The sequence below is a fragment of the Rhizobium sp. AN68 genome (genome assembly GCF_030758035.1).
Classification (GTDB): domain Bacteria; phylum Pseudomonadota; class Alphaproteobacteria; order Rhizobiales; family Rhizobiaceae; genus Agrobacterium; species Agrobacterium tumefaciens.
In genome coordinates, this window is the sequence record NZ_JARWMI010000002.1 from 1,647,515 (window position 1) to 1,667,461 (window position 19,947).

Sequence of the window (19,947 nt, forward strand, 5' to 3'; positions counted from 1 at the left end):
GCCGCTATAGTCGGGTCAAGCCCGGCATGACGGACAGTGTCGGCCAAAACAGGGTATCCCGACCATGCAATTGCGCGCATTGATGTATTTCGACGAACTTGTCCGCACCAATTCCATGCGCGCCGCTGCCGAAAACCTGAATGTCGCGCCGACGGCAGTCAGCCGCCAGATCGAGAACCTCGAATATTATTTTGGCTCGCCTTTAGTGGAGCGTTCCAGCCGGGGCGTGAAGCTGACGGCGGCGGGGGAATTGCTGGCTGCCCGCGCCGGCAAGACGCTGCGCGAACTCGACCATGTGCACCAGCTGATCGATGACCTGAAGGGGCTTCAGCGCGGCCGGGTCACCGTTTATGCCAATGGCGCGACGGTGGCGAACCTTCTGGCGCCGGTGCTGGCGCAGTTCAGCCTCAAATATCCGCAGTTGCGCTTCGAGGTGCACATCACCAGCGCGCGCCAGGCGATGGAAGCACTGGGTGCAGCCGAAGCGGATCTGGTCGTCAGCCTTTTTGCGCCCAAGGTCTCCGGCGTGAAAGTGCGCTCGCGCACCCGTATCAGTTACGATGCTATTTTTCCGACCGGCCATGCGCTTGCCGCGCAGGCGGAAGTCTCGCTGAAGGAACTAGCCAGCCTGCCGCTTGCCCTGCCGGACAAGAGCTTCGCGGCGCGTCAGGCCTTCGATATGCTGTTTGCCGATGCCGGTATCGAGCTTGATCCCGTCTTTATCACCAGTTCGCTGGAAATGCTGAAGGAACTGGTTCTGGGCCATGCCGCGGCCACGCTGTTGCCGGCCTTGTCGGTGGCGCGTGAAATCCGCAGCGGCCAGATGGTTGCTGTTCCGCTTTCGGGCAAGAAGGGCATCCACACCCAGATCGATCTCTGCGTGGCGCCCGACCGGCAACTATCCTTCGCCGCCTCCAAGCTTGCCGATTTCATCGAGCGTTTCATGCGCGAGGCGACAGCGGGGTAGGGGAATTCGTCAGCCTGGAGAATTGTCCATCCCGGTTGATTTCCATCCGTATTTCCGTGTAGCCATTTCAGCTACACGGAGCACACAAAAATCACGATTGTGTGTGCGCCTGCAACATGACACTCTTTTTGCAACGGGTGGTCTTCGAAAGGCAAAAATGCCTCGGCCGCCAGACAGGGGACAATGATGCCACGCACTTATTTTTCGCAGCCGCTGAAAGTTACGCGGCGCGCCGCGCTCGCGCTTGCACTGGGGACGGCGCTCTGGATGCCGCTTTCTATGACGGACGCCGCGGCCGCGCCGAAGACCGCCTTGACGCTGGGCATGACAGTGGAGCCGACGGGTCTCGACCCGACAATTGCGGCACCCGTCGCCATCGGCCAGGTCAGCTGGCAGAACATATTCGAAGGTCTCGTCACCATCGACCACGACGGCAAGGTGAAACCGCAGCTTGCCGAAAGCTGGGAAATTTCAGCCGATGGCAAGACTTATACGTTCAAGCTGCGCCGGGGTGTTACCTTCCACGACGGCGAGGCCTTCGATTCCTCTGTTGCGAAATTTTCGCTCGACAGGGCGCGCGGTGAAACGTCGGTAAACCCACAAAAACGCTTCTTCACCGCCATCGAGAGCATAGAAACGCCGGATGCCACGACGCTGGTACTGAAGCTGAAGCAGCCGGCGGGCAGCCTGATCTACTGGCTCGGCTGGCCGGCCTCCGTCATGGTTGCGCCGAAGAGCGCTGACAATAACCGTACCACGCCCATCGGCACCGGCCCGTTCAAGTTCGCAAAGCTGGGCCAAGGGCGACAAGGTGGAATTGGAGAAGAACGCGGCCTATTGGGACAAGGCGGTGGCGGTGAAGCTTGAAAAGGCCACCTTCCGCTTCGTTTCCGATCCGCAGGCGCAGGCAGCGGCACTGAAATCCGGCGATATCGATGCCTTCCCGGAATTCGGCGCGCCGGAACTGATGACGTCCTTCGACGGCGATGCGCGTCTCGGTACCTTCGTCGGCAATACGGAACTCAAGGTCGTGGCCGGCATGAACAATGCCCGCAAACCCTTCAACGACAAGCGCGTGCGCCAGGCGCTGATGATGGCGGTGGATCGCGGCACGGTGATTGAAGGCGCATGGTCGGGTTACGGCACGGCCATCGGCAGCCACTACACGCCGAACGATCGCGGTTACATCGATACGACCGGTGTTCATTCTTACGATATAGACAAGGCAAAGGCGCTTCTTGCCGAAGCGGGTTACCCCGACGGTTTCAGCTTCACGATCAAGGCCCCGCAAATGGCCTATGCCCAGCGGACCTCGCAAATCCTCCAGGCGATGTTAGCCGAAATCGGTGTCACCATGACCATCGAGACCACGGAATTTCCGGCAAAATGGGTGGCGGATGTTTTGAAGGGCGCGGATTACGACATGACCATCGTCGCCCACGCTGAGCCGATGGATATCGATATCTATTCCCGTGATCCCTATTATTTCAACTATAAGAACCCTGCCTTCAACGAGGTCATCGCCAATGTCGAAAAGACGGCGGATGCGGCCGAGCAGGAAAAGCTCTACGGCGAAGCCCAGAAAATCCTCGCCGAAGATGTGCCGGCGCTGTTCTTGTTCGTGATGCCGAAACTCGGCGTCTGGGACAAGAAGTTGAAGGGGTTGTGGGAAAACGAACCCATTCCGTCCAATGTGCTGACGGATGTGCATTGGGAAGAGTGACGTTTGTTGTGAACGGCGAGGCGCATTCCTACCCACCACCTCATTCCCGTGCCTGTCACAGGAATCCAGCCAGCCCAAGTCGTTGGGCTGAAAGGAATCTTTCCGCCGCGCAGGCACGCTTCGGCTGGATCCCTGTGACAAGCACAGGGGTGAGGGAAGAGTGTGCGGGGATGACAGTAAATCCATCCGCCACATCCCGAAACGAAACAACGCAAGGAAAGAATGCCAGATGTTAGCCGTTCTCGTCCGGCGCCTTGCAAGCCTCATCGTCACGCTGTTTGCGGTGTCGCTCATCATCTACATCATCATGGGGCTGTTGCCGGGTGATCCGGCGGCCATAATGCTCGGCACGTCGGCGAGCCCGGATACGCTTCTCGCGCTGCAAAAGCAGATGGGTCTCGATCAGCCCTTGCCATTGCGTTACATCCACTGGCTTGCAGGCGTATTCCGGGGTGATCTCGGACAATCCTACACCTACGGCGTGCCGGTAGCGGGGCTTATTGTCGAGCGGCTTGCCGTCACCCTGCCGCTTGCGCTGCTCGCGGTCTGCCTATCGGTTGCCATCGCCATTCCGCTCGGCGTCGCGGCAGCGAGAAGCCGAAACGGGCCGGTGGATTTCGCAGCCGGGCTGTTTTCCCATGTCGGCATTGCCGTTCCCGGTTTCTGGGTTGGGCTGCTGCTCATCATCGTCTTTTCCACCACGCTCGGCTGGATGCCATCAGGCGGTTTTCCCGGCTGGCGTCCGAGTTTTTCTGCCGGATTTATCGCGCTTGTGCTTCCAGCCATTGCCCTTGCACTGTCTCAGGCAGGCGTCCTCACCCGCGTCTGCCGCTCGGCAGTACTTGAGGTGATGAACGAGGATTTCGTGCGCACCGCCCGCGCCAAGGGGCTGAGCGAGCGGGTAGCGCTGTGGCGGCATGCGGTGCCGAACGCCATGATCCCCGTTGTCACCATGATCGGCCTGCAATTCACATTCCTGATTGCCGGGGCAGTGCTGGTGGAGAATGTCTTCAACCTGCCGGGCCTCGGGCGGCTTGCCTATCAGGCGTTGACCCAGCGGGATATCGTCGTCATGCAGTCCGTCGTACTGTTCTTCTCGGCGCTTGTCATCGTCATGAATTTTCTGGTCGATATCGCCTATCTCTTTATCGATCCAAGACTGCGGGCAGGTGCACGATGATGCGACTGATCCGCCGCCGCCCCGCTTTCGTCCTTGGCATCGCCGTCACTCTCTTTCTTGTAGCGGTTGCCCTGCTTTCGCTGGTCTGGACGCCGGTTTCTCCGACGAAGATACAGATTGCCCAGAAGCTGAAATCGCCCTTTGCCTATGGCGGGCTTGGCACCGACCATTTTGGCCGCGATGTGCTGTCCATGCTGATGGCGGGGGCATGGAATTCGCTCTCCACCTCCATCGCCGCCGTTGCCATCGGCGCGCTCATTGGCACGGCGCTTGGCGTATCGGTCGCGGCACTGCGCGGTTTCACCGAAACCCTGGTGATGCGCGCCTGCGATATCATCTTCGCCGTACCGCCGATTTTGTCGGCCATGATGCTCGGCGCGTTCATCGGTACGGGGCGGTTCACCGCCATCATCGCCATTGCCACCTTCATGGTGCCGGTCTTTGCGCGGCTGACGCTGGGTGCGGCCTTGCAGATATGGTCGCGGGAATATGTCACCGCCGCCACCAGCATCGGCCAGAACCGCGCCAAGATCACGCTGTTTCATATCGTGCCGAATATTTCCAACCAGATCATCGTGCAGGTGACCATCCAGCTCGGCCTTGCCATCCTCACCGAAGCGGGACTCTCATTCCTCGGTCTCGGCATGCCGCCGCCGGCCGCCACCTGGGGGCGGATGCTCGCCGATGCGCAGACCTATCTAGGTGCTGCACCCTGGCTTGCCATCATGCCCGGCCTTGCCATTGCGCTCGCGGTCTTCGGCCTCAATCTGCTTGGCGATGGCCTGCGCGACCTGCTGGACCCACGCGATACCAGCTGACCGCTTCAAGCCTATTTCGCCCATATTATCTGTTTTCTGACGAGACGAAGCTTATGACCGATCTCATACACCTCAACACGCTCGAAATCCTGGCGCTTTACGGGCAAAAGAAGCTGTCGCCATCGGAATATTGGCAGGCGGTAGAGGCACGTATCGACGCATTCGAGCCCACGGTGAACGCGCTTTACGCCTATGATCCCGAGGATGCCCGCAAGCAGGCGCTGGCCTCAACGACGCGCTGGCAAAAAGGTGAAACGCTCGGGGCCCTCGATGGGATTCCGGTGTCGCTGAAGGAACTGATCGCCACCAAAGGCCAGCCAGTTCCGCTTGGCACCAAAGCGGTGGAACTGGTGCCGGCTCTGGAAGACGCGCCGGTTGCGGCCCGCTGCCGCGAGGACGGCGCCATCCTTTACGCCAAGACCACCTGCCCGGATTACGGCATGTTGTCATCGGGCCTTTCCAGTTTTCACAAGCTCAGCCGCAACCCGTGGGACCCGACACAGAACCCCGGCGGCTCCAGTGCGGGTGCGGCTTCTGCCGGTGCTGCGGGTTACGGCACCCTGCATATCGGCACGGATATTGGCGGCTCGGTGCGGCTACCGGCGGGGTGGACGGGGCTGTTCGGCTTCAAGCCCAGCCAGGGCCGCATACCCGTTGATCCCTATTATACAGGCCGCTGCGCCGGGCCGATGACTCGCACCGTCGTTGACGCCGCCTATGCCATGGCCACGCTTTCCCGCCCCGACTGGCGCGACGGCACCGCGCTGCCGCCCAACGATATCAACTGGATGGGCCTCGATATCGACGTAAAGGGCCTGAGGATCGGCCTTATGCTGGATGCCGGCTGCGGCTTGGCCCTGGACGATGAGGTGCGGGATGCTGTTGTGGCGTCCGCAAAGCTGTTCGAAGATGCAGGTGCCATCGTGGTCCCGGTCGAGCCGGTTCTGTCTCGGGACATGCTGGATGGGCTGGATGATTTCTGGCGGGCGAAATTCTGGGGCGATATGGCGGCGCTGAGTGACGAACGACGCGCGGCGATCCTTCCCTATATTCACGAATGGGCGCTGAAGGGCGCTGATGTTTCCGGCGCGCGTGCCGTTTTCGGTTTCAACCAGACCATGGAAATGCGCAAAGCCTGCGGGCGGTTGATGCAGTCGGTTGATGTGGTGATTTCACCCGTCAATCCCATCGTCTCCTATCCGGCCGACTGGGCCTCGCCCACCAACGATCCCGAGCGACCCTTCGAACATATCGCCTTCACCGTCCCTTGGAACATGTCGGAACAGCCGGCATCCTCGATCAATTGCGGCTTCTCGAAATCCGGGATGCCCATCGGCTTGCAGATCGTCGGCCCGCGTTACGCGGATCTGCTCGTTCTCAAGCTTTCCAAGGCCTTCGAGGATTGGGGCGGCGGTGTTCGGCGCTGGCCGGAGCCGCCCAAAGCGCGCTGATCCCGTCTTTATCGGCCCTGTAGTATAGCCATAATACCCGCTTCTCCGCCCCTCCTGTTACGGTGCCCCGGGCATTCGAAATGGGAGGAGCAAGCATGCCGAAGAAGATTTTGATGATCACCGGCGATTTCGCCGAGGACTACGAGACCATGGTGCCGTTCCAGACGCTGCTTGCGGTTGGTCACACGGTGCATGCCGTCTGCCCCGGCAAGAAGGCTGGTCAGACGATCGCGACCGCGATCCATGATTTCGAGGGCGACCAGACCTATTCAGAAAAACGCGGCCATAATTTCGCGCTCAACGCAACTTTTGCCGATATCAAGGTCGCGGATTACGACGCGCTGGTCATTCCGGGTGGTCGCGCGCCGGAATATCTGCGGCTGAATGCGGATGTGCTTGCCGCCGTGAAGCATTTCTTCGAGGCTGACAAGCCGGTCGCGGCCGTCTGCCACGGTGCCCAATTGCTGGCGGCTGCGGGTGTCCTCAAGGGCCGCACCTGCTCGGCCTATCCGGCCTGCCGCCCCGAGGTGGAACTGGCGGGCGGCACCTATGCTGATATCGCCATCGATGCGGCGGTTACCGACGGCAAGCTGGTGACTGCGCCCGCATGGCCGGCGCATCCGGCATGGCTTTCGCAATTCATGGCGGTGCTCGGCAGATAAGGCCGGCGGAATGGGGCTTTTACCGGTCCCGTTTCCCGTCTATCTTCTGCAGCTTGCTGAGGGAGGACACAATGTGCAAGCTTTTCATCAAGGCAGACCCGACGCTTTGGGAAAGCCATACCCGGTCTTTGCGGATCGATGGCATGGTCACCAGCGTCAGACTTGAAAACTTCTTCTGGACGACTCTGGACGAGATTTCACGCCGCGATGGCATGAACAGCGCGCAGCTCATTGCCAAGCTTTATAATGAATCGATCGATGCCGGGCATGATCTCGGCAACTTCACCTCGTTTTTACGAGTCTGCTGCGGGCGTTATCTGGCCTTGCAGCTTTCCGGCGATATTCCGGCGCGCAGCGACATTGCGATTGCTGCGCTGGATGCAGACAGCATTCTCGACGCGGAAAAGATGAATTATCACTGAGGTAAAGGGAAGGGCGCAGCCACCGCGCCCTTCGCCTCAGCTCTTAAGCGCCCTTGGATCAAGCGCATCACGCACGGCGTCGCCGATGTAGTTGACGCTCAGAACCGTCAGCGAGATTGCCAGTCCAGGCCACAGCACGCGCGAGGGCGTCAGCTGCAGGAAGTTGGCGCCATCGAACAACAGCCGTCCCCAGGTCGGAAAGTCGGACGGAAAACCGAGGCCGAGGAAGGACAGCGCCGATTCCGTGATGATGGCCGAGGCGATGCCGAGTGTGGCTGAGACCATGATCGAACTCAACACATTCGGCAGGATATGGCGCAGGATAATGCGGTATTCGCGCATGCCGCTCGATTTCGCCGCCATGATAAACTCCTGGCTTTTGATCGTCAGCACGTCGCCGCGCACGATGCGTGCGGTATGCATCCAGCTGGTTACCCCGATCACGAAGACGATGAGGATGAAGATACCGGTTTCCGGCCCGAAGGCGGCACGCAGCGTATCACGGAACAGCATGAGAATGACGAGCAGCAGTGGCAGCAGCGGCAGGGCCAGGAACAGGTCCGTCAGCCGCATCAGCGGCCCGTCAAGTCTTCGGAAATAGCCTGACAGCACCCCCACCAGCGTGCCGAGAAACAGCGCCAGCAGCATGGCGGTGATGCCGACGGCAAGCGAGATGCGCCCGCCCGCCAGCACCTGCGCCAGCATGTCCTTGCCCAGATTGTCGGTGCCGAAGGGATGCGCCAGCGACGGCCACTGGTTGCGTTCCTTCACATTGATGGCATTGGGCGCGACAGTGTGGATATAGGGCCCGACATAGACCGCAAGCAAAATAAAGATGAAAACGAACAGGCCTGCCACGCCGCCCTTGTGGACCCGGAACTGTTTCCAGATATCGGCAAGTGCCGATTGCACAGGCGTGGCGGCAACGGCTGGTGCTGCGAGGGTGGCGTCAGTCATAGCGGATCCTCGGGTCGAGAATGCCGTAAAGCACGTCGGCAATCAGGTTGAAGAGCACGATAAGCACCGCGAAAATGAAGGTCAGCGTCTGCACCAGCGGAATATCCGCGCCCTGAACGGCGGTGATCAGCAATTGGCCAAGCCCGTTCACGCGGAAAATCTGTTCGGTAATGATGGCGCCGGAAAAGATCGTCGGCACGCCGAGTGCGATGACGGTGACGACGGGTATAAGGCTGTTGCGCAGGACGTGAACGAGCAGAACGGATTTTTCCTTCACGCCCTTGGCACGCGCGGTGCGCACGTAGTCCTGATGCAGATTGTCCAGCATGGAGGCGCGCACGAAACGGCTGATCTGTGAGACGTTGTAAAGGGTCAGCACCAGAACCGGCATGAACATCTGTTTGATCTGTGCCACGAGGCTTCCCCAGTCAGTCACCTGCAGATTGGTGTCGTAGACGGAAGGGAACCATTGCAGATAGGAGCTGAAGATGACGACCAGCAGCACGCCGGTGAAGAAGGTGGGAACCGAATAACCCACCATCGAGACGAAGGTGCCGATCTGATCGAAGATCGAATATTGTTTGTAGGCGGAAATGACGCCGATAGGGATCGCCAGAAGCGCGCCGAAGAGATAGGCAAGGCCGACGACCCAAAGCGTTTGCGGCATGCGCTGGATGACAAGATCGACCACCGGGCTGCGCGTTGCCCAGGACAGCACACGCATGCGGCTGCCGTCGCCGATCTGCCAGCCTGTCAGCTTCTCGAACAGGTTCAGCGGTTCATTGATGAAGAATTGCTGCAGCCACAGCATGTAACGGATGAAGAAGGGCTGGTCGAGACCGAGCGAGGCGCGGATCTGCTCGCGCACTTCGGGCGGAATGGTCAGCGGCAGGTCGCCGGTCGGATCATTCGGCGCCAGATCGAGCAGGGCGAAGATGACGAAGCTAATGACGAGCAACGTCGGTACGGCAAAGGCAAGCCGCCGGAGCGTAAAGGTAAACATCGGAAAGTCTCCAGACCGTCAGGGTCTCGCAAAATGAGCGCGGTCCCCCCGTCAGGGGCGACCGCGCATTTGCGGGTTACTTCTTGCGGGACCAGTCCGCGACGTTCCAGAGTTCCAGATCCCAGGCGTTCATGCGAACGCCTTCGAGTGTCAACGAATGCGAGGAGACGCTGCCGCGATGGATGAGCGGAATATGCGCGCCTTCTTCGGTCAGCATATCGTTCAGCTGCTTGGAAATCTCACCGCGCTTGGCAAGGTCTGCGGTTTTGGACAGTTCGCCTACCAGCTTGTCGAATTCCGGGTTGCAATAACGCGGAATGTTCTGGCCCTGCCAGCCGTTAGCCGGAGCCGGGATCTTGTCGCATAGCCATTCCGCCAGATATTTTTCCGGGTCGGTACCGTCGAAATTGTTGGTGTACATTTCAACGTCGGCGAAAAATTTCTGGAAGGTGTCGGGGCTTGCCGGATCGCCGCCGAAGAAGACGGAGGCGCTGACATTGCGCAGTTCGGAAGCAACGCCAATCTGTGACCACATGTCCTTCACCAGTTCCTGCGTGGCCTGGCGAACGGAGTTTGTGGAGGTCTGGTACAGGAAAGACAGTTTCACACCGTTCTTGGCGCGGATGCCGTCGGCGCCCTTTACCCAGCCCGCATCGTCCAGCAGCTTGTTTGCGCCTTCCAGATCCTGTTTCAGGCACCAGCTGTCATTCTTGGTCGAAGCGACGGCTTCCGGAGCCGGCACGATATTGCAGGTCGGCTTGCCTGCCTCGCCATAACCTGCCTCATCGATAATATCGCGGTCGATGGCAAGCGAGAGCGCGCGGCGCACGGCCGGGTCGGAAAGGGCCGGATGCGGGCCGCCTTCCTTGGTGGAGCGCTTGTCACCCAGCGCAGGATCGGCGTTGTACCAGTTGAGATTGATACGCTCGACCTGCGTGCCGAAGGCAGTTTCCAGCTTGCCCTTGCCGGCAGCTACCATGGTGGCCAGAATTTCCGGCTCCACCTGCATGTTCCAGGCGTAGTCGAATTCGCCGGTTTCAAGAACGGCGCGTGCAGCGGAAGCTGCATCGCCGCCGCCCTTCAGGGTAGCCGTGGCGAAGGCGGGCTTGGCCGGATCGCGATAATTGGGGTTGGCCACGAAGCTGATGACGTCGTTCGGCTTGAAATCCTTGACCACGAAGGGGCCGGTGCCGATGGGGCCGAAATTGGCGGATGTGCAGCCGGGAGCCGCAGCGCCGACGCATTTTTCAAACTGTTTCTTCTGGATGACAGGCGATTGTGCGCCAACAAATGCGGAATAGGGGTAGGGCTTCGGTTCGTTGAAAGTGATCTTGATGGTGTGGGCGTCGACCGCCTCGACGTTCTTCACGCCCTCATATTGTGCCGCCTGCGCGCAGCCGCCGTCCGGTGCGATGCAATATTTCCAGGTGAAGATGACGTCGTCAGCGGTAAAGGGCGTGCCATCAGACCATTTGACGTCGCTCTTCAGTTTCCACGTCATGCTGAGCAGATCTTTCGCGATGCCGCCATTGTCGACCGTCGGAATTTCGCTCACCAGCATCGGCACCAGCTCGCCTTTTTCGTCGTAGCGCGCCAGCGGCTCGATCACCATGGACGAGCTGTAGACTTCCTTCGTGCCAGCGGAAAGATATGGGTTGAGTGTCGATACAGCCTGCCAGAAAAGAATTTTCAGTTCGCCGTCACTGCCACGCTCGGCATGGGCGGCAGAGCCTGCCATGGCCAAGGCCGCCACCGTGCTGGCAAAGAGAACGCTGCGCTTCTTCATTGTGATTTTCCCCTTTGAAGATTTTATCTGTTTGAATGTTTGACGCTTTTCCTCAACGCCATTTGCAAGTCTTTTGTTTTAAGTGTTTGACTTTGCTAACGAATATTCTTCCGTTCCCAGTGATGCTATTGTCAGTTTTTTTGAAATGCAAGCCCCAAACTCTGATTGATGAACAAAATTTGAGCCGATTGGCTTCGGGCCTATTTTTCACTCATCTAGCGAAATTCATACTTGCAAAAGCAGAAATTCCAAACGCAATATGGTTCCCGACAACCCGGCGGGGAACAAAAAAAGGAAAAATGGGAATGCCGATATTGAACCGTGTGGCCGAGATGCAGGAAGAAGTAGCCGGTTGGAGGCGCCACCTGCACGAGACGCCGGAGCTGCTCTACGACGTCTTCGAAACCTCGAAATTCGTGGCGGAGAAACTCAAATCCTTCGGATGCGATATCGTCGAAACCGGCATTGGCAAGACCGGCGTGGTGGGCATCATCAAGGGGCGGCACGGAGACGGCCCGACCATCGGTTTCCGCTCCGACATGGATGCGCTGCCGATCCTCGAAACCAGCGGCAAGCCCTGGGCTTCCAAGGTTCCGGGCAAGGCCCATTCCTGCGGCCATGACGGGCACACGGCCATGCTTTTGGGTGCGGCGCAATATCTGGCCGAGACCCGAAATTTCAAAGGGTCCGTGGCCGTCATCTTCCAGCCGGCTGAAGAGGGTGGCGCAGGGGCACTTGCCATGCTGAACGACGGCATGATGGAGAAATTCGGCATTTCTCAGGTCTATGGCATGCATAACGAGCCGGGCATTCCGGTCGGCAATTTCGCCATCCGCAAGGGTTCGACGATGGCGGCGGCGGATAGTTTCGAGATCGTCATTACCGGTAAGGGCAGCCATGCGGCGGCCCCCCATCTTTCCGTCGATCCGGTGCTGACCTCGGCCTATATCATCATCGCCCTGCAATCCATCGTCTCGCGGGAAACGGACCCGTTGAAATCGCTGGTCGTCACCGTCGCCACTACCCACGGCGGCACAGCGGGCAATGTCATTCCCGGTTCGGTGACGCTGACCGGCACGGTGCGCACCCTGCTGCCGGAAACCCGCGATTTCGCCGAAAAACGGTTGAAGGAAGTGGCGACAGCCACCGCCATGGCGCATGGCGCGACGGCGGAGGTGAGATACGATCGCGGTTATCCCGTCACCTTCAATCACAATGACGAAACCGAATTCGCAACCAGCGTGGCGGCAGGTGTGGCAGGCGCAAACGCCGTCAACACCAATCCCAACCCGCATATGGGCGCGGAAGATTTTTCCTACATGCTGGAAGCACGCCCCGGCGCCTTCATCTTCATCGGTAACGGCGACACGGCCGGGCTGCACAATGCCGCCTATGACTTCAACGACGAGGCCCTGCCTTACGGCATCAGCTACTGGGTCTCGATGGCCGAAACCGCGCTTGCTGCGTAAGACATCCGGCGGCCTTCACGGCCGCCTTTCGCTTTTCAGGAGATCGGCATGCTTTTGGCGGCAACATCCATGGAACAGACCGGCGGTTCGGTAAGTCCGGTTCTTTCGGTTCAAAATCTGACCACGTCCTTCCGCGTTGATGGCGGCTGGAAATCGGTGGTCCGCAATATGAGTTTCGACATTGCGCCCCGCGAGACGGTGGCGATCGTTGGCGAGAGCGGCTCGGGTAAAAGCGTGACGTCGCTGTCGATCATGCGGCTTCTCGATAAGAAAACGAGCCGCATCGAGGGCAAGGTCATGCTCGGCGGGCGCGATTTGCTGGCACTTCCGGAAGAGGAGATGCGCAAGGTTCGCGGCAAGGACATTTCGATGATCTTCCAGGAGCCGATGACCAGCCTCAATCCGATCTTCCCGATCGGCAAGCAGATCGCCGAAGCGCTGACCGTGCACCAGGATATTTCCTCATCTGCTGCCAAGGCCGAAGTTGTCAGGCTTCTGGAAAAAGTCCGCATTCCCAATGCGAAGAACCGTTTCGACGACTATCCGCACCAGTTTTCCGGCGGCATGCGTCAGCGCGTGATGATTGCCATGGCACTTGCCTCCAAGCCGAAGCTCCTGATTGCAGACGAGCCGACGACGGCGCTCGACGTGACCATTCAAGGCCAGATTCTCGACCTTATCAAGCAATTGCAGGAAGAGGAGGGCATGTCGGTCCTGTTCATCACCCATGATATGGGCGTGGTGGCGGAAGTGGCTGACCGCACCATCGTCATGTTCCGCGGTGACGTGGTGGAAACCGGCACGACGGACGATATCTTCCATCGCGGGAACCATCCCTATACACGCGCCCTGCTTTCGGCGGTGCCGAAGCTCGGTTCGATGAAAGAGCGGGTACTGCCCGCCCGTTTTCCGATCATCGATATCAAGACCGGCGAAAGCCAACCGGTCGAAGAGGTCAGGAACACGGTTTCCGGTGGTCGCACGCCCATTCTTTCGGTCCGGGACCTGACGACCCGCTTCGATATCCGCTCCGGTCTTCTCGGCCGCAAGTCCGGTGCCGTGCATGCGGTGGAGAAGGTCTCCTTCGATCTGGCTGAGGGCGAGACACTATCGCTGGTCGGTGAATCCGGCTGCGGCAAGTCCACCACGGGGCGGTCGATCACCCGGCTGATCGAACCGACCTCCGGTAACGTGACGCTCGACGGTTACGAGGTGATGAAACTCGACAAGACGACGTTGCGCACCATGCGCCGCAGCGTGCAGATGATCTTTCAGGACCCCTTCGCCAGTCTCGATCCGCGCATGAGCATCGGGACGGCGATCATGGAGCCCTTCATCGAACACCGGCTTGGACCGAAGGCGCAGGCGCGTGAAAAGGCGGCGGACCTGATGGAGAAGGTTGGTCTCAGCCCGGATATGATGCGGCGCTTCCCGCATGAGTTTTCCGGCGGCCAGCGCCAGCGCATCGCCATTGCCCGTTCGCTGATGCTTGACCCCAAGGTCATCGTTGCCGATGAAGCGGTGTCGGCGCTCGATGTCTCCATCAAGGCGCAGGTCTGTAACCTGCTGCTCGATCTGCAACAGAGCCTCAACCTCGCCTTCCTGTTCATTTCCCACGATATGGCTGTGGTGGAGCGTGTCAGCCATCGTGTCGCGGTGATGTATCTCGGCGAGATCGTCGAAATCGGCCCACGCGCCGCCGTCTTCGATAATCCGCAGCACCCCTATACGAAAAAGCTGATGTCCGCCGTTCCGGTGCCGGATCCGGCCCGGCGCCAGATCAGGCGCAACATGGCAACGGACGAGATCAAAAGCCCGATCCGTCCTGTGAACTATGTTCCGCCGCAACGCCATTACCGCGAGGTTTCGGAAGGGCATCTGGTGCAGGAAGCGGCTTGATATAGAGGAAACTGCGCAGGGATAGGTGCCTCTGTGTTCACGACGTCATCCTCGGTCTTGTGCCGAGGATCTGCCAATGTCTCGTAAATCGGTGCATTGCAGATGCACGGGACAGGCCCGAGCATGACGGAGGAAATGTTTTGCATCTTCTTTAGAGGTGCCCGGTCCCGCCAAACGCTTCGCTCAGTCGCTGTGCCGTTTGACAGGCGGCCTGAAAAAATGCCAGCAAATGCTCGAGCATAATTCTTAGAGGGCGGCGGCATGGCCAGACGGAACGACGCACATGGACGGCTGGATGATGCGGCGCGTGCTGGCTGGCTTTATTATGTCGCGGGCCGCACGCAGGACGAGATCGCCGCTGCCATGGGCATATCCCGGCAATCGGCGCAGCGGCTAGTATCGCTGGCCGTCGCCGAGCGGTTGATCAAGGTCCGGCTCGATCATCCCATCGCCGCCTGTCTCGAAAAGGCGGAGCGGCTGAAGCAGAAATTCGACCTTAGATATATCGAGGTGGTGCCGAGCGATCCCGCTGGCGTTTCCTCCACGGTCGGCATTGCCGAGGCCGGCGCGGCGGAAATCGAGCGCTGGCTAAAAAATGCCGATCCCATCGTGCTTGCCATCGGCACGGGCCGTACGCTGAAGGCGGCTGTGGACCAACTGCCGCCGATGGAATGTCCGCAGCACCGCATCGTGTCACTGACAGGCAATATCGGGCCGGATGGATCGGCCGCCTATTACAACGTCATCTTCAGTATGGCCGATGCCATCAAGGCGCGGCATTTCCCGATGCCGCTGCCGGTTCTCTGCTCGTCTGCGGAAGAGCGGGAACTGCTGCACGACCAGTCCATGGTGCGCTCCACGCTGGCGCTGGGTGCAGCCGCCAATGTCACCTTCGTCGGCGTCGGCGAACTGGGAGAAAATGCACCGCTCAGCGTTGATGGTTTTCTCGGTGTCGACGAGATGAAGGCCCTGATGGCAAGCGGTGCGATCGGCGAAATCTGCGGCTGGATGTATGATGCCAACGGCCGCATTCTCGACCATTCCGTCAACGAGCGCGTCGCCTCCGTTCCCATTCCGTCCAGAGAGACCTGCACGGTCATCGGCATGGCGCAGGGCGCGCGCAAGAATGCCTCGATTCTCGCGGCACTGAGGGGTGGTCTTTTGAACGGCCTCATCACCGACGAAGCGACAAGTGAATATTTGCTCACACGCTGAGCAAAAATTAATCCATTAAAATCAATAGTTTGATTTTTCCATGTGCGCCGCAGCACAGGATGTTGCTTGACTTTTTTCGGCTGCGGGTGAGTAAATGCCCCAGAGCAAAGCGAATGCTCATAAATTTCTTCTGGGAGGAAGATATGACATTGAAGACCATTTTGCTGGGCGCATGCTCGGCACTCGCCTTTTCGACCCTTGCTTCCGCCGAAACGCTGACCATCGCCACCGTCAACAACGGCGACATGATCCGAATGCAGGGTCTGACCTCCGACTTCACCACCAAGAACCCCGACATCAAGGTGGAATGGGTCACGCTTGAAGAAAACGTCCTGCGCGAGCGCGTGACGACCGATATCGCCACCAATGGCGGTCAGTACGACATCATGACCATCGGCAACTATGAAGTGCCGATCTGGGCTAAGCAGGGCTGGCTGCTGCCGCTCGAAAAGCTTGGCGACAAATACGACGTGGATGATATTCTGCCGGCGATCCGTGGTGGTCTTTCCAGCGAAGGCAAGCTTTATGCGGCGCCGTTCTACGGCGAATCCGCAATGATCATGTATCGCAAGGACCTGTTTGAAAAAGCCGGCCTGAAGATGCCTGAAAACCCGACCTGGGAATTCATCGGTGACGCTGCCCGCAAGATTACCGATCGCAAGACGGATATTAACGGCATGTGCCTGCGCGGCAAGGCTGGCTGGGGCGAGAACATGGCCTTCATCAGCGCGCTCACCAACTCCTTTGGCGGCCGCTGGTTCGATGAGAACTGGAAGCCGCAGTTCGATCAGCCGGAATGGAAGAGCGCTCTTCAGTTCTACGTCGATCTGATGAAGGATGCCGGTCCGTCGGGTGCTTCCTCCAACGGCTTCAACGAAAACCTGACGCTGTTCCAGCAGGGCAAATGCGGCATGTGGATCGATGCCACGGTGGCTGCTTCCTTCGTTTCAAACCCGAAGGATTCGACCGTTGCCGACAAGGTCGGTTATGCGCTCTTCCCGACGCATGGCGAGCTGAAGAACCACGGCAACTGGTTGTGGTCATGGAACCTTGCTATCCCGAAGAGCTCGCAGAAGGCGGATGCCGCCGAGAAGTTCATCTCCTGGGCAACCAGCAAGGAATATACCCAACTCGTCGCTGCCAAGGAAGGCTGGGCAAACGTGCCTCCGGGTACCCGCACCTCGCTTTACAAGAATGCTGACTATGAAAAAGCAGCCGCCTTCGCCAAGCCGACGCTTGCTGCGATGGATGCCGCCGACATCACCAAACCGACCGTAAAGCCCGTGCCTTACACCGGCGGTCAGTTCGTGGCGATCCCTGAATTCCAGGCGCTCGGCACCACGGTCGGTCAGCTGTTCTCGGCGGTCGTTGCCGGCCAGTCCAGTGTCGACGATGCGCTTGCCAGCGCCCAGTCGACAGCGACGCGTGAAATGACCCGCGCCGGTTACATCAAGTAATCCTCCTGAAGATCGCTGTCCGGCGCCAATGCCGGGCAGCGAACCTTGGGGGCGCAAGCCGCGAGCTGCGCGGCGGCCTTTAAGCCTTTCAAATCAAAACTGGAATGAGCCGGTTCTTCCGGATATGCCGGGGCATTTCGTGATGCCCGAGCCCATGGGGAGGTTAGTGCAATGGCAACACGAAACACGAGCGGTCTGGCGCGGGTTATGCTTGCGCCTTCGGTGCTGCTTTTGCTGGTGTGGATGATCGTGCCCCTGGCGATGACGCTGTGGTTTTCGTTCCAGAACTACAATCTGCTCAACCCTGCCAATGTCAGCTTTGCGGGCCTGTTCAATTACCAGTATTTCTATACCGATCCGGCCTTCTTCCAGTCGATCTTCAACACGCTTGCCATCGTCGGCGGCGTGCTTCTGATCACCGTCATCGGCGGTATTGCGATTGCGCTTCTGCTTGACCAGGACATCTTCGGTCAGGGCATCGTGCGCATCATGATCATCTCGCCCTTCTTCGTCATGCCGCCTGTCGCGGCGCTGGTGTGGAAGAACATGATCATGCATCCCGGTTACGGCGTGCTTGCCGATCTGTCGCGCTTCTTCGGCCTGCAGCCGGTCGACTGGTTCGCGCAGTTTCCGCTGCTCTCCATCATCATCATCGTCGCCTGGCAATGGCTGCCCTTTGCCACGCTGATCCTGCTCACCGCCCTCCAGTCGCTCGATGGCGAGCAGAAGGAAGCGGCCGAGATGGATGGCGCCAACTTCATCAACCGCTTCATCTACCTGACGCTGCCGCATCTTGCCCGCGCCATCACCGTCGTCATCCTCATCCAGACGATCTTCCTGCTCGGCGTTTACGCGGAAATCCTCGTCACCACCAATGGTGGCCCCGGCTATGCCTCGACCAACCTTGCCTTCCTCATCTATCGCACGGCGCTTCTGGGCTACGACGTCGGCGGCGCATCGGCCGGTGGCATCATCGCCGTCGTGCTCGCCAATATCGTCGCCATCTTCCTGATGCGCGCCGTCGGCAAGAACCTCGACCGTTAAGGAGAAGCGATCATGGCCCGCAAGACAACGACACGCGCAAAGATCGGCTTCACCATCGCGGCATGGGCCGTGGCGTTGCTGCTGTTCTTCCCGATCCTTTATGCCTTCCTCACCTCGATCAAGACCGAGCCGGAGGCGATCGCAGGCTTCAGCCTCATTCCCTCGGGCACGCTCGAAAACTACATCACCGTGCAGACCCAGCGCGATTACTTCAAGCCGTTCATGAACTCGGTCGTGCTGTCGCTCGGCTCGACGATCATCGCGCTCATGATCGCCATTCCCGCCGCCTGGGCCATGGCATTCTCGCCGACCAGGCGCACCAAGGACATTCTGATGTGGATGCTCTCCACCAAGATGATGCCGGGGGTGGCGGTGCTGGTGCCGATCTACCTGATCTTCCGCAATGCCGGCCTGCTCGATACCCGCATTGGGCTGACCGTCATGCTCACCTTCATCAACCTGCCGATCGTGGTGTGGATGCTTTATACCTACTTCCGCGAAATCCCCGGCGAGATTCTGGAAGCAGCCCGCATGGATGGTGCCTCGCTCTGGAACGAGATCGTGCATGTACTGACCCCAATGGCGGTTCCGGGCATTGCCTCGACGCTGCTCCTGAACGTCATTCTTGCCTGGAACGAATCCTTCTGGACCATCCGGCTGACGACCACCAATGCGGCACCGCTGACGGCCTTCATCGCCTCCTTCTCCTCACCGCAGGGGCTGTTCTGGGCCAAGCTCTCGGCCGCCTCGATGATGGCGATCGCCCCCATTCTCGTCATCGGCTGGTTCTCGCAGAAACAACTCGTGCGTGGCCTCACCTTTGGCGCCGTGAAATAAGGAACGACAATAATGGGCAGCATTTCCCTTCAGAACGTGTCCAAGCTCTTCGGCGAGGCAAAAGTCATCCCGTCGATCGATCTCGACATCCATGACGGCGAGTTCGTCGTCTTCGTCGGCCCCTCCGGCTGCGGCAAGTCAACGCTGCTGCGCCTGATTGCCGGGCTGGAAGACGTCTCCGGCGGCAGAATAGTCATCGACGGCAACGACGCCACCGAAAAGGCCCCGGCCGAGCGCGGCCTTGCCATGGTGTTCCAGTCCTATGCGCTCTATCCGCATATGAGCGTGCGCAACAACATCGCCTTCCCGCTGAAGATGGCCAAGCTCGACAAGGCTGTCATCGACAAGAAGGTCGACGATGCCGCCCGTATCCTTAACCTCACCGATTATCTCGAACGCCGGCCCTCGCAACTGTCCGGCGGCCAGCGCCAGCGCGTCGCCATCGGCCGCGCCATCGTGCGCGAACCGAAGGCGTTCCTGTTTGACGAGCCGCTCTCCAACCTCGATGCGGCGCTGCGCGGCACCATGCGGCTGGAAATCTCCGAGCTGCACAACACGTTGAAGACGACGATGATCTACGTCACCCACGACCAGGTGGAAGCCATGACCATGGCCGACAAGATCGTGGTCCTCAACCGCGGCAATATCGAGCAGGTCGGCTCGCCCATGGAGCTTTACCGCTCGCCCGCCAACCTCTTCGTCGCCGGCTTCATCGGCTCGCCGCGCATGAACCTGGTGACCGGCGACTACGCCCGGCAAAAGGGTGCGACCACCGCCGGCGTGCGGCCCGAGCACCTGACACTGTCGAAAGAAACCGGCCTGTGGCAGGGCAAGGTCACGGTCGCCGAACATCTCGGCTCCGACACCTTCCTCCACCTCGACGTCCCCGGCATCGGCCCCATCACCGCCAGAACCGACGGTGAATTCGAATGCAAACACGGCGATACCGTCTTCATCACACCAGATGATGCCAAAATCCACAGGTTCGATGACAAGGGCATCGCGATATGACGCGAAGACCGGAAGGCAAATCCGCGCTGCGTGCCGGGTACCTGTC

The 19,947-nt window shown here is 59.7% G+C and carries 16 protein-coding genes and 1 pseudogene; 14 read left to right on the top strand and 3 right to left on the bottom strand.

Annotated features, from left to right (window positions below; genetic code table 11):
• Window positions 1-64: 64 nt before the first annotated feature.
• From RBH71_RS10930 to RBH71_RS10960, 7 genes and pseudogenes are all read left to right on the top strand, one after another.
• The gene (locus RBH71_RS10930) at window positions 65-967 is read left to right on the top strand and encodes a LysR family transcriptional regulator (RefSeq protein WP_111800882.1); all 903 of its coding nucleotides are present in this window, start codon (window positions 65-67) and stop codon (window positions 965-967) included.
• Between the two features lie 186 nt (window positions 968-1,153).
• A pseudogene (locus tag RBH71_RS10935) lies at window positions 1,154-2,690 on the top strand (ABC transporter substrate-binding protein).
• Window positions 2,691-2,919: 229 nt separating this feature from the next.
• On the top strand, window positions 2,920-3,870 hold the full coding sequence (locus RBH71_RS10940) for an ABC transporter permease (RefSeq protein WP_003518092.1): 951 nt from the start codon (window positions 2,920-2,922) through the stop codon (window positions 3,868-3,870).
• Window positions 3,867-4,688, top strand: a complete 822-nt coding sequence (locus RBH71_RS10945; RefSeq protein ID WP_013762300.1) for an ABC transporter permease — start codon at window positions 3,867-3,869, stop codon at window positions 4,686-4,688. The genes RBH71_RS10940 and RBH71_RS10945 overlap by 4 nt, the downstream gene beginning before the upstream one ends.
• A 53-nt stretch (window positions 4,689-4,741) precedes the next feature.
• Window positions 4,742-6,139, top strand: coding sequence for an amidase (locus RBH71_RS10950; RefSeq protein ID WP_111800881.1), 1,398 nt, complete (start codon window positions 4,742-4,744; stop codon window positions 6,137-6,139).
• A 95-nt stretch (window positions 6,140-6,234) separates the two neighbouring features.
• Window positions 6,235-6,801 (top strand): DJ-1/PfpI family protein, encoded by a 567-nt coding sequence (locus tag RBH71_RS10955; protein WP_003518089.1) that lies wholly within the window; start codon window positions 6,235-6,237, stop codon window positions 6,799-6,801.
• Window positions 6,802-6,872: 71 nt separating this feature from the next.
• Window positions 6,873-7,223, top strand: coding sequence for a ribbon-helix-helix domain-containing protein (locus tag RBH71_RS10960; protein ID WP_111800880.1), 351 nt, complete (start codon window positions 6,873-6,875; stop codon window positions 7,221-7,223).
• Between the two features lie 36 nt (window positions 7,224-7,259).
• Here the strand turns inward: RBH71_RS10960 and RBH71_RS10965 are convergent, their stop codons facing one another.
• From RBH71_RS10965 to RBH71_RS10975, 3 genes are all read right to left on the bottom strand, one after another.
• Window positions 7,260-8,180, bottom strand: coding sequence for an ABC transporter permease (locus RBH71_RS10965; RefSeq protein ID WP_013762302.1), 921 nt, complete (start codon window positions 8,178-8,180; stop codon window positions 7,260-7,262).
• Window positions 8,173-9,183 carry an ABC transporter permease gene (locus tag RBH71_RS10970; protein WP_003518086.1) on the bottom strand — a complete coding sequence of 337 codons (1,011 nt, stop codon included), beginning with the start codon at window positions 9,181-9,183 and terminating at the stop codon, window positions 8,173-8,175. The genes RBH71_RS10965 and RBH71_RS10970 overlap by 8 nt, the downstream gene beginning before the upstream one ends.
• 76 nt (window positions 9,184-9,259) lie before the next feature.
• On the bottom strand, window positions 9,260-10,969 hold the full coding sequence (locus RBH71_RS10975) for a peptide ABC transporter substrate-binding protein (protein WP_323687287.1): 1,710 nt from the start codon (window positions 10,967-10,969) through the stop codon (window positions 9,260-9,262).
• 305 nt (window positions 10,970-11,274) lie between these two features.
• Here RBH71_RS10975 and RBH71_RS10980 point away from each other — a divergent pair, with 305 nt between their 5' ends.
• The 7 genes from RBH71_RS10980 to RBH71_RS11010 all read left to right on the top strand — a co-directional run bounded on the left by RBH71_RS10980 (window position 11,275) and on the right by RBH71_RS11010 (window position 19,901).
• A complete protein-coding gene (locus tag RBH71_RS10980; RefSeq protein ID WP_003518084.1) occupies window positions 11,275-12,438 on the top strand; it encodes a M20 aminoacylase family protein in 1,164 nt (387 codons plus the stop codon).
• A gap of 48 nt (window positions 12,439-12,486) precedes the next feature.
• Entirely contained in the window at window positions 12,487-14,337 is a 1,851-nt protein-coding gene (locus tag RBH71_RS10985) for an ABC transporter ATP-binding protein (RefSeq protein ID WP_003518082.1), read from the top strand.
• 261 nt (window positions 14,338-14,598) lie between these two features.
• Complete coding sequence (locus RBH71_RS10990; protein ID WP_323687288.1) at window positions 14,599-15,552, top strand: sugar-binding transcriptional regulator; 954 nt, start codon at window positions 14,599-14,601, stop codon at window positions 15,550-15,552.
• Window positions 15,553-15,695: 143 nt separating this feature from the next.
• Window positions 15,696-17,009 carry an ABC transporter substrate-binding protein gene (locus tag RBH71_RS10995; RefSeq protein WP_013762306.1) on the top strand — a complete coding sequence of 438 codons (1,314 nt, stop codon included), beginning with the start codon at window positions 15,696-15,698 and terminating at the stop codon, window positions 17,007-17,009.
• Between the two features lie 171 nt (window positions 17,010-17,180).
• Window positions 17,181-18,053: a carbohydrate ABC transporter permease gene (locus RBH71_RS11000; RefSeq protein WP_013761441.1), complete on the top strand. Its 873-nt coding sequence runs from the start codon at window positions 17,181-17,183 to the stop codon at window positions 18,051-18,053.
• Between the two features lie 12 nt (window positions 18,054-18,065).
• Window positions 18,066-18,890 (top strand): carbohydrate ABC transporter permease, encoded by an 825-nt coding sequence (locus RBH71_RS11005; protein WP_003519423.1) that lies wholly within the window; start codon window positions 18,066-18,068, stop codon window positions 18,888-18,890.
• Between the two features lie 12 nt (window positions 18,891-18,902).
• Window positions 18,903-19,901, top strand: coding sequence for an ABC transporter ATP-binding protein (locus RBH71_RS11010; RefSeq protein ID WP_013761442.1), 999 nt, complete (start codon window positions 18,903-18,905; stop codon window positions 19,899-19,901).
• Window positions 19,902-19,947: the final 46 nt, after the last annotated feature.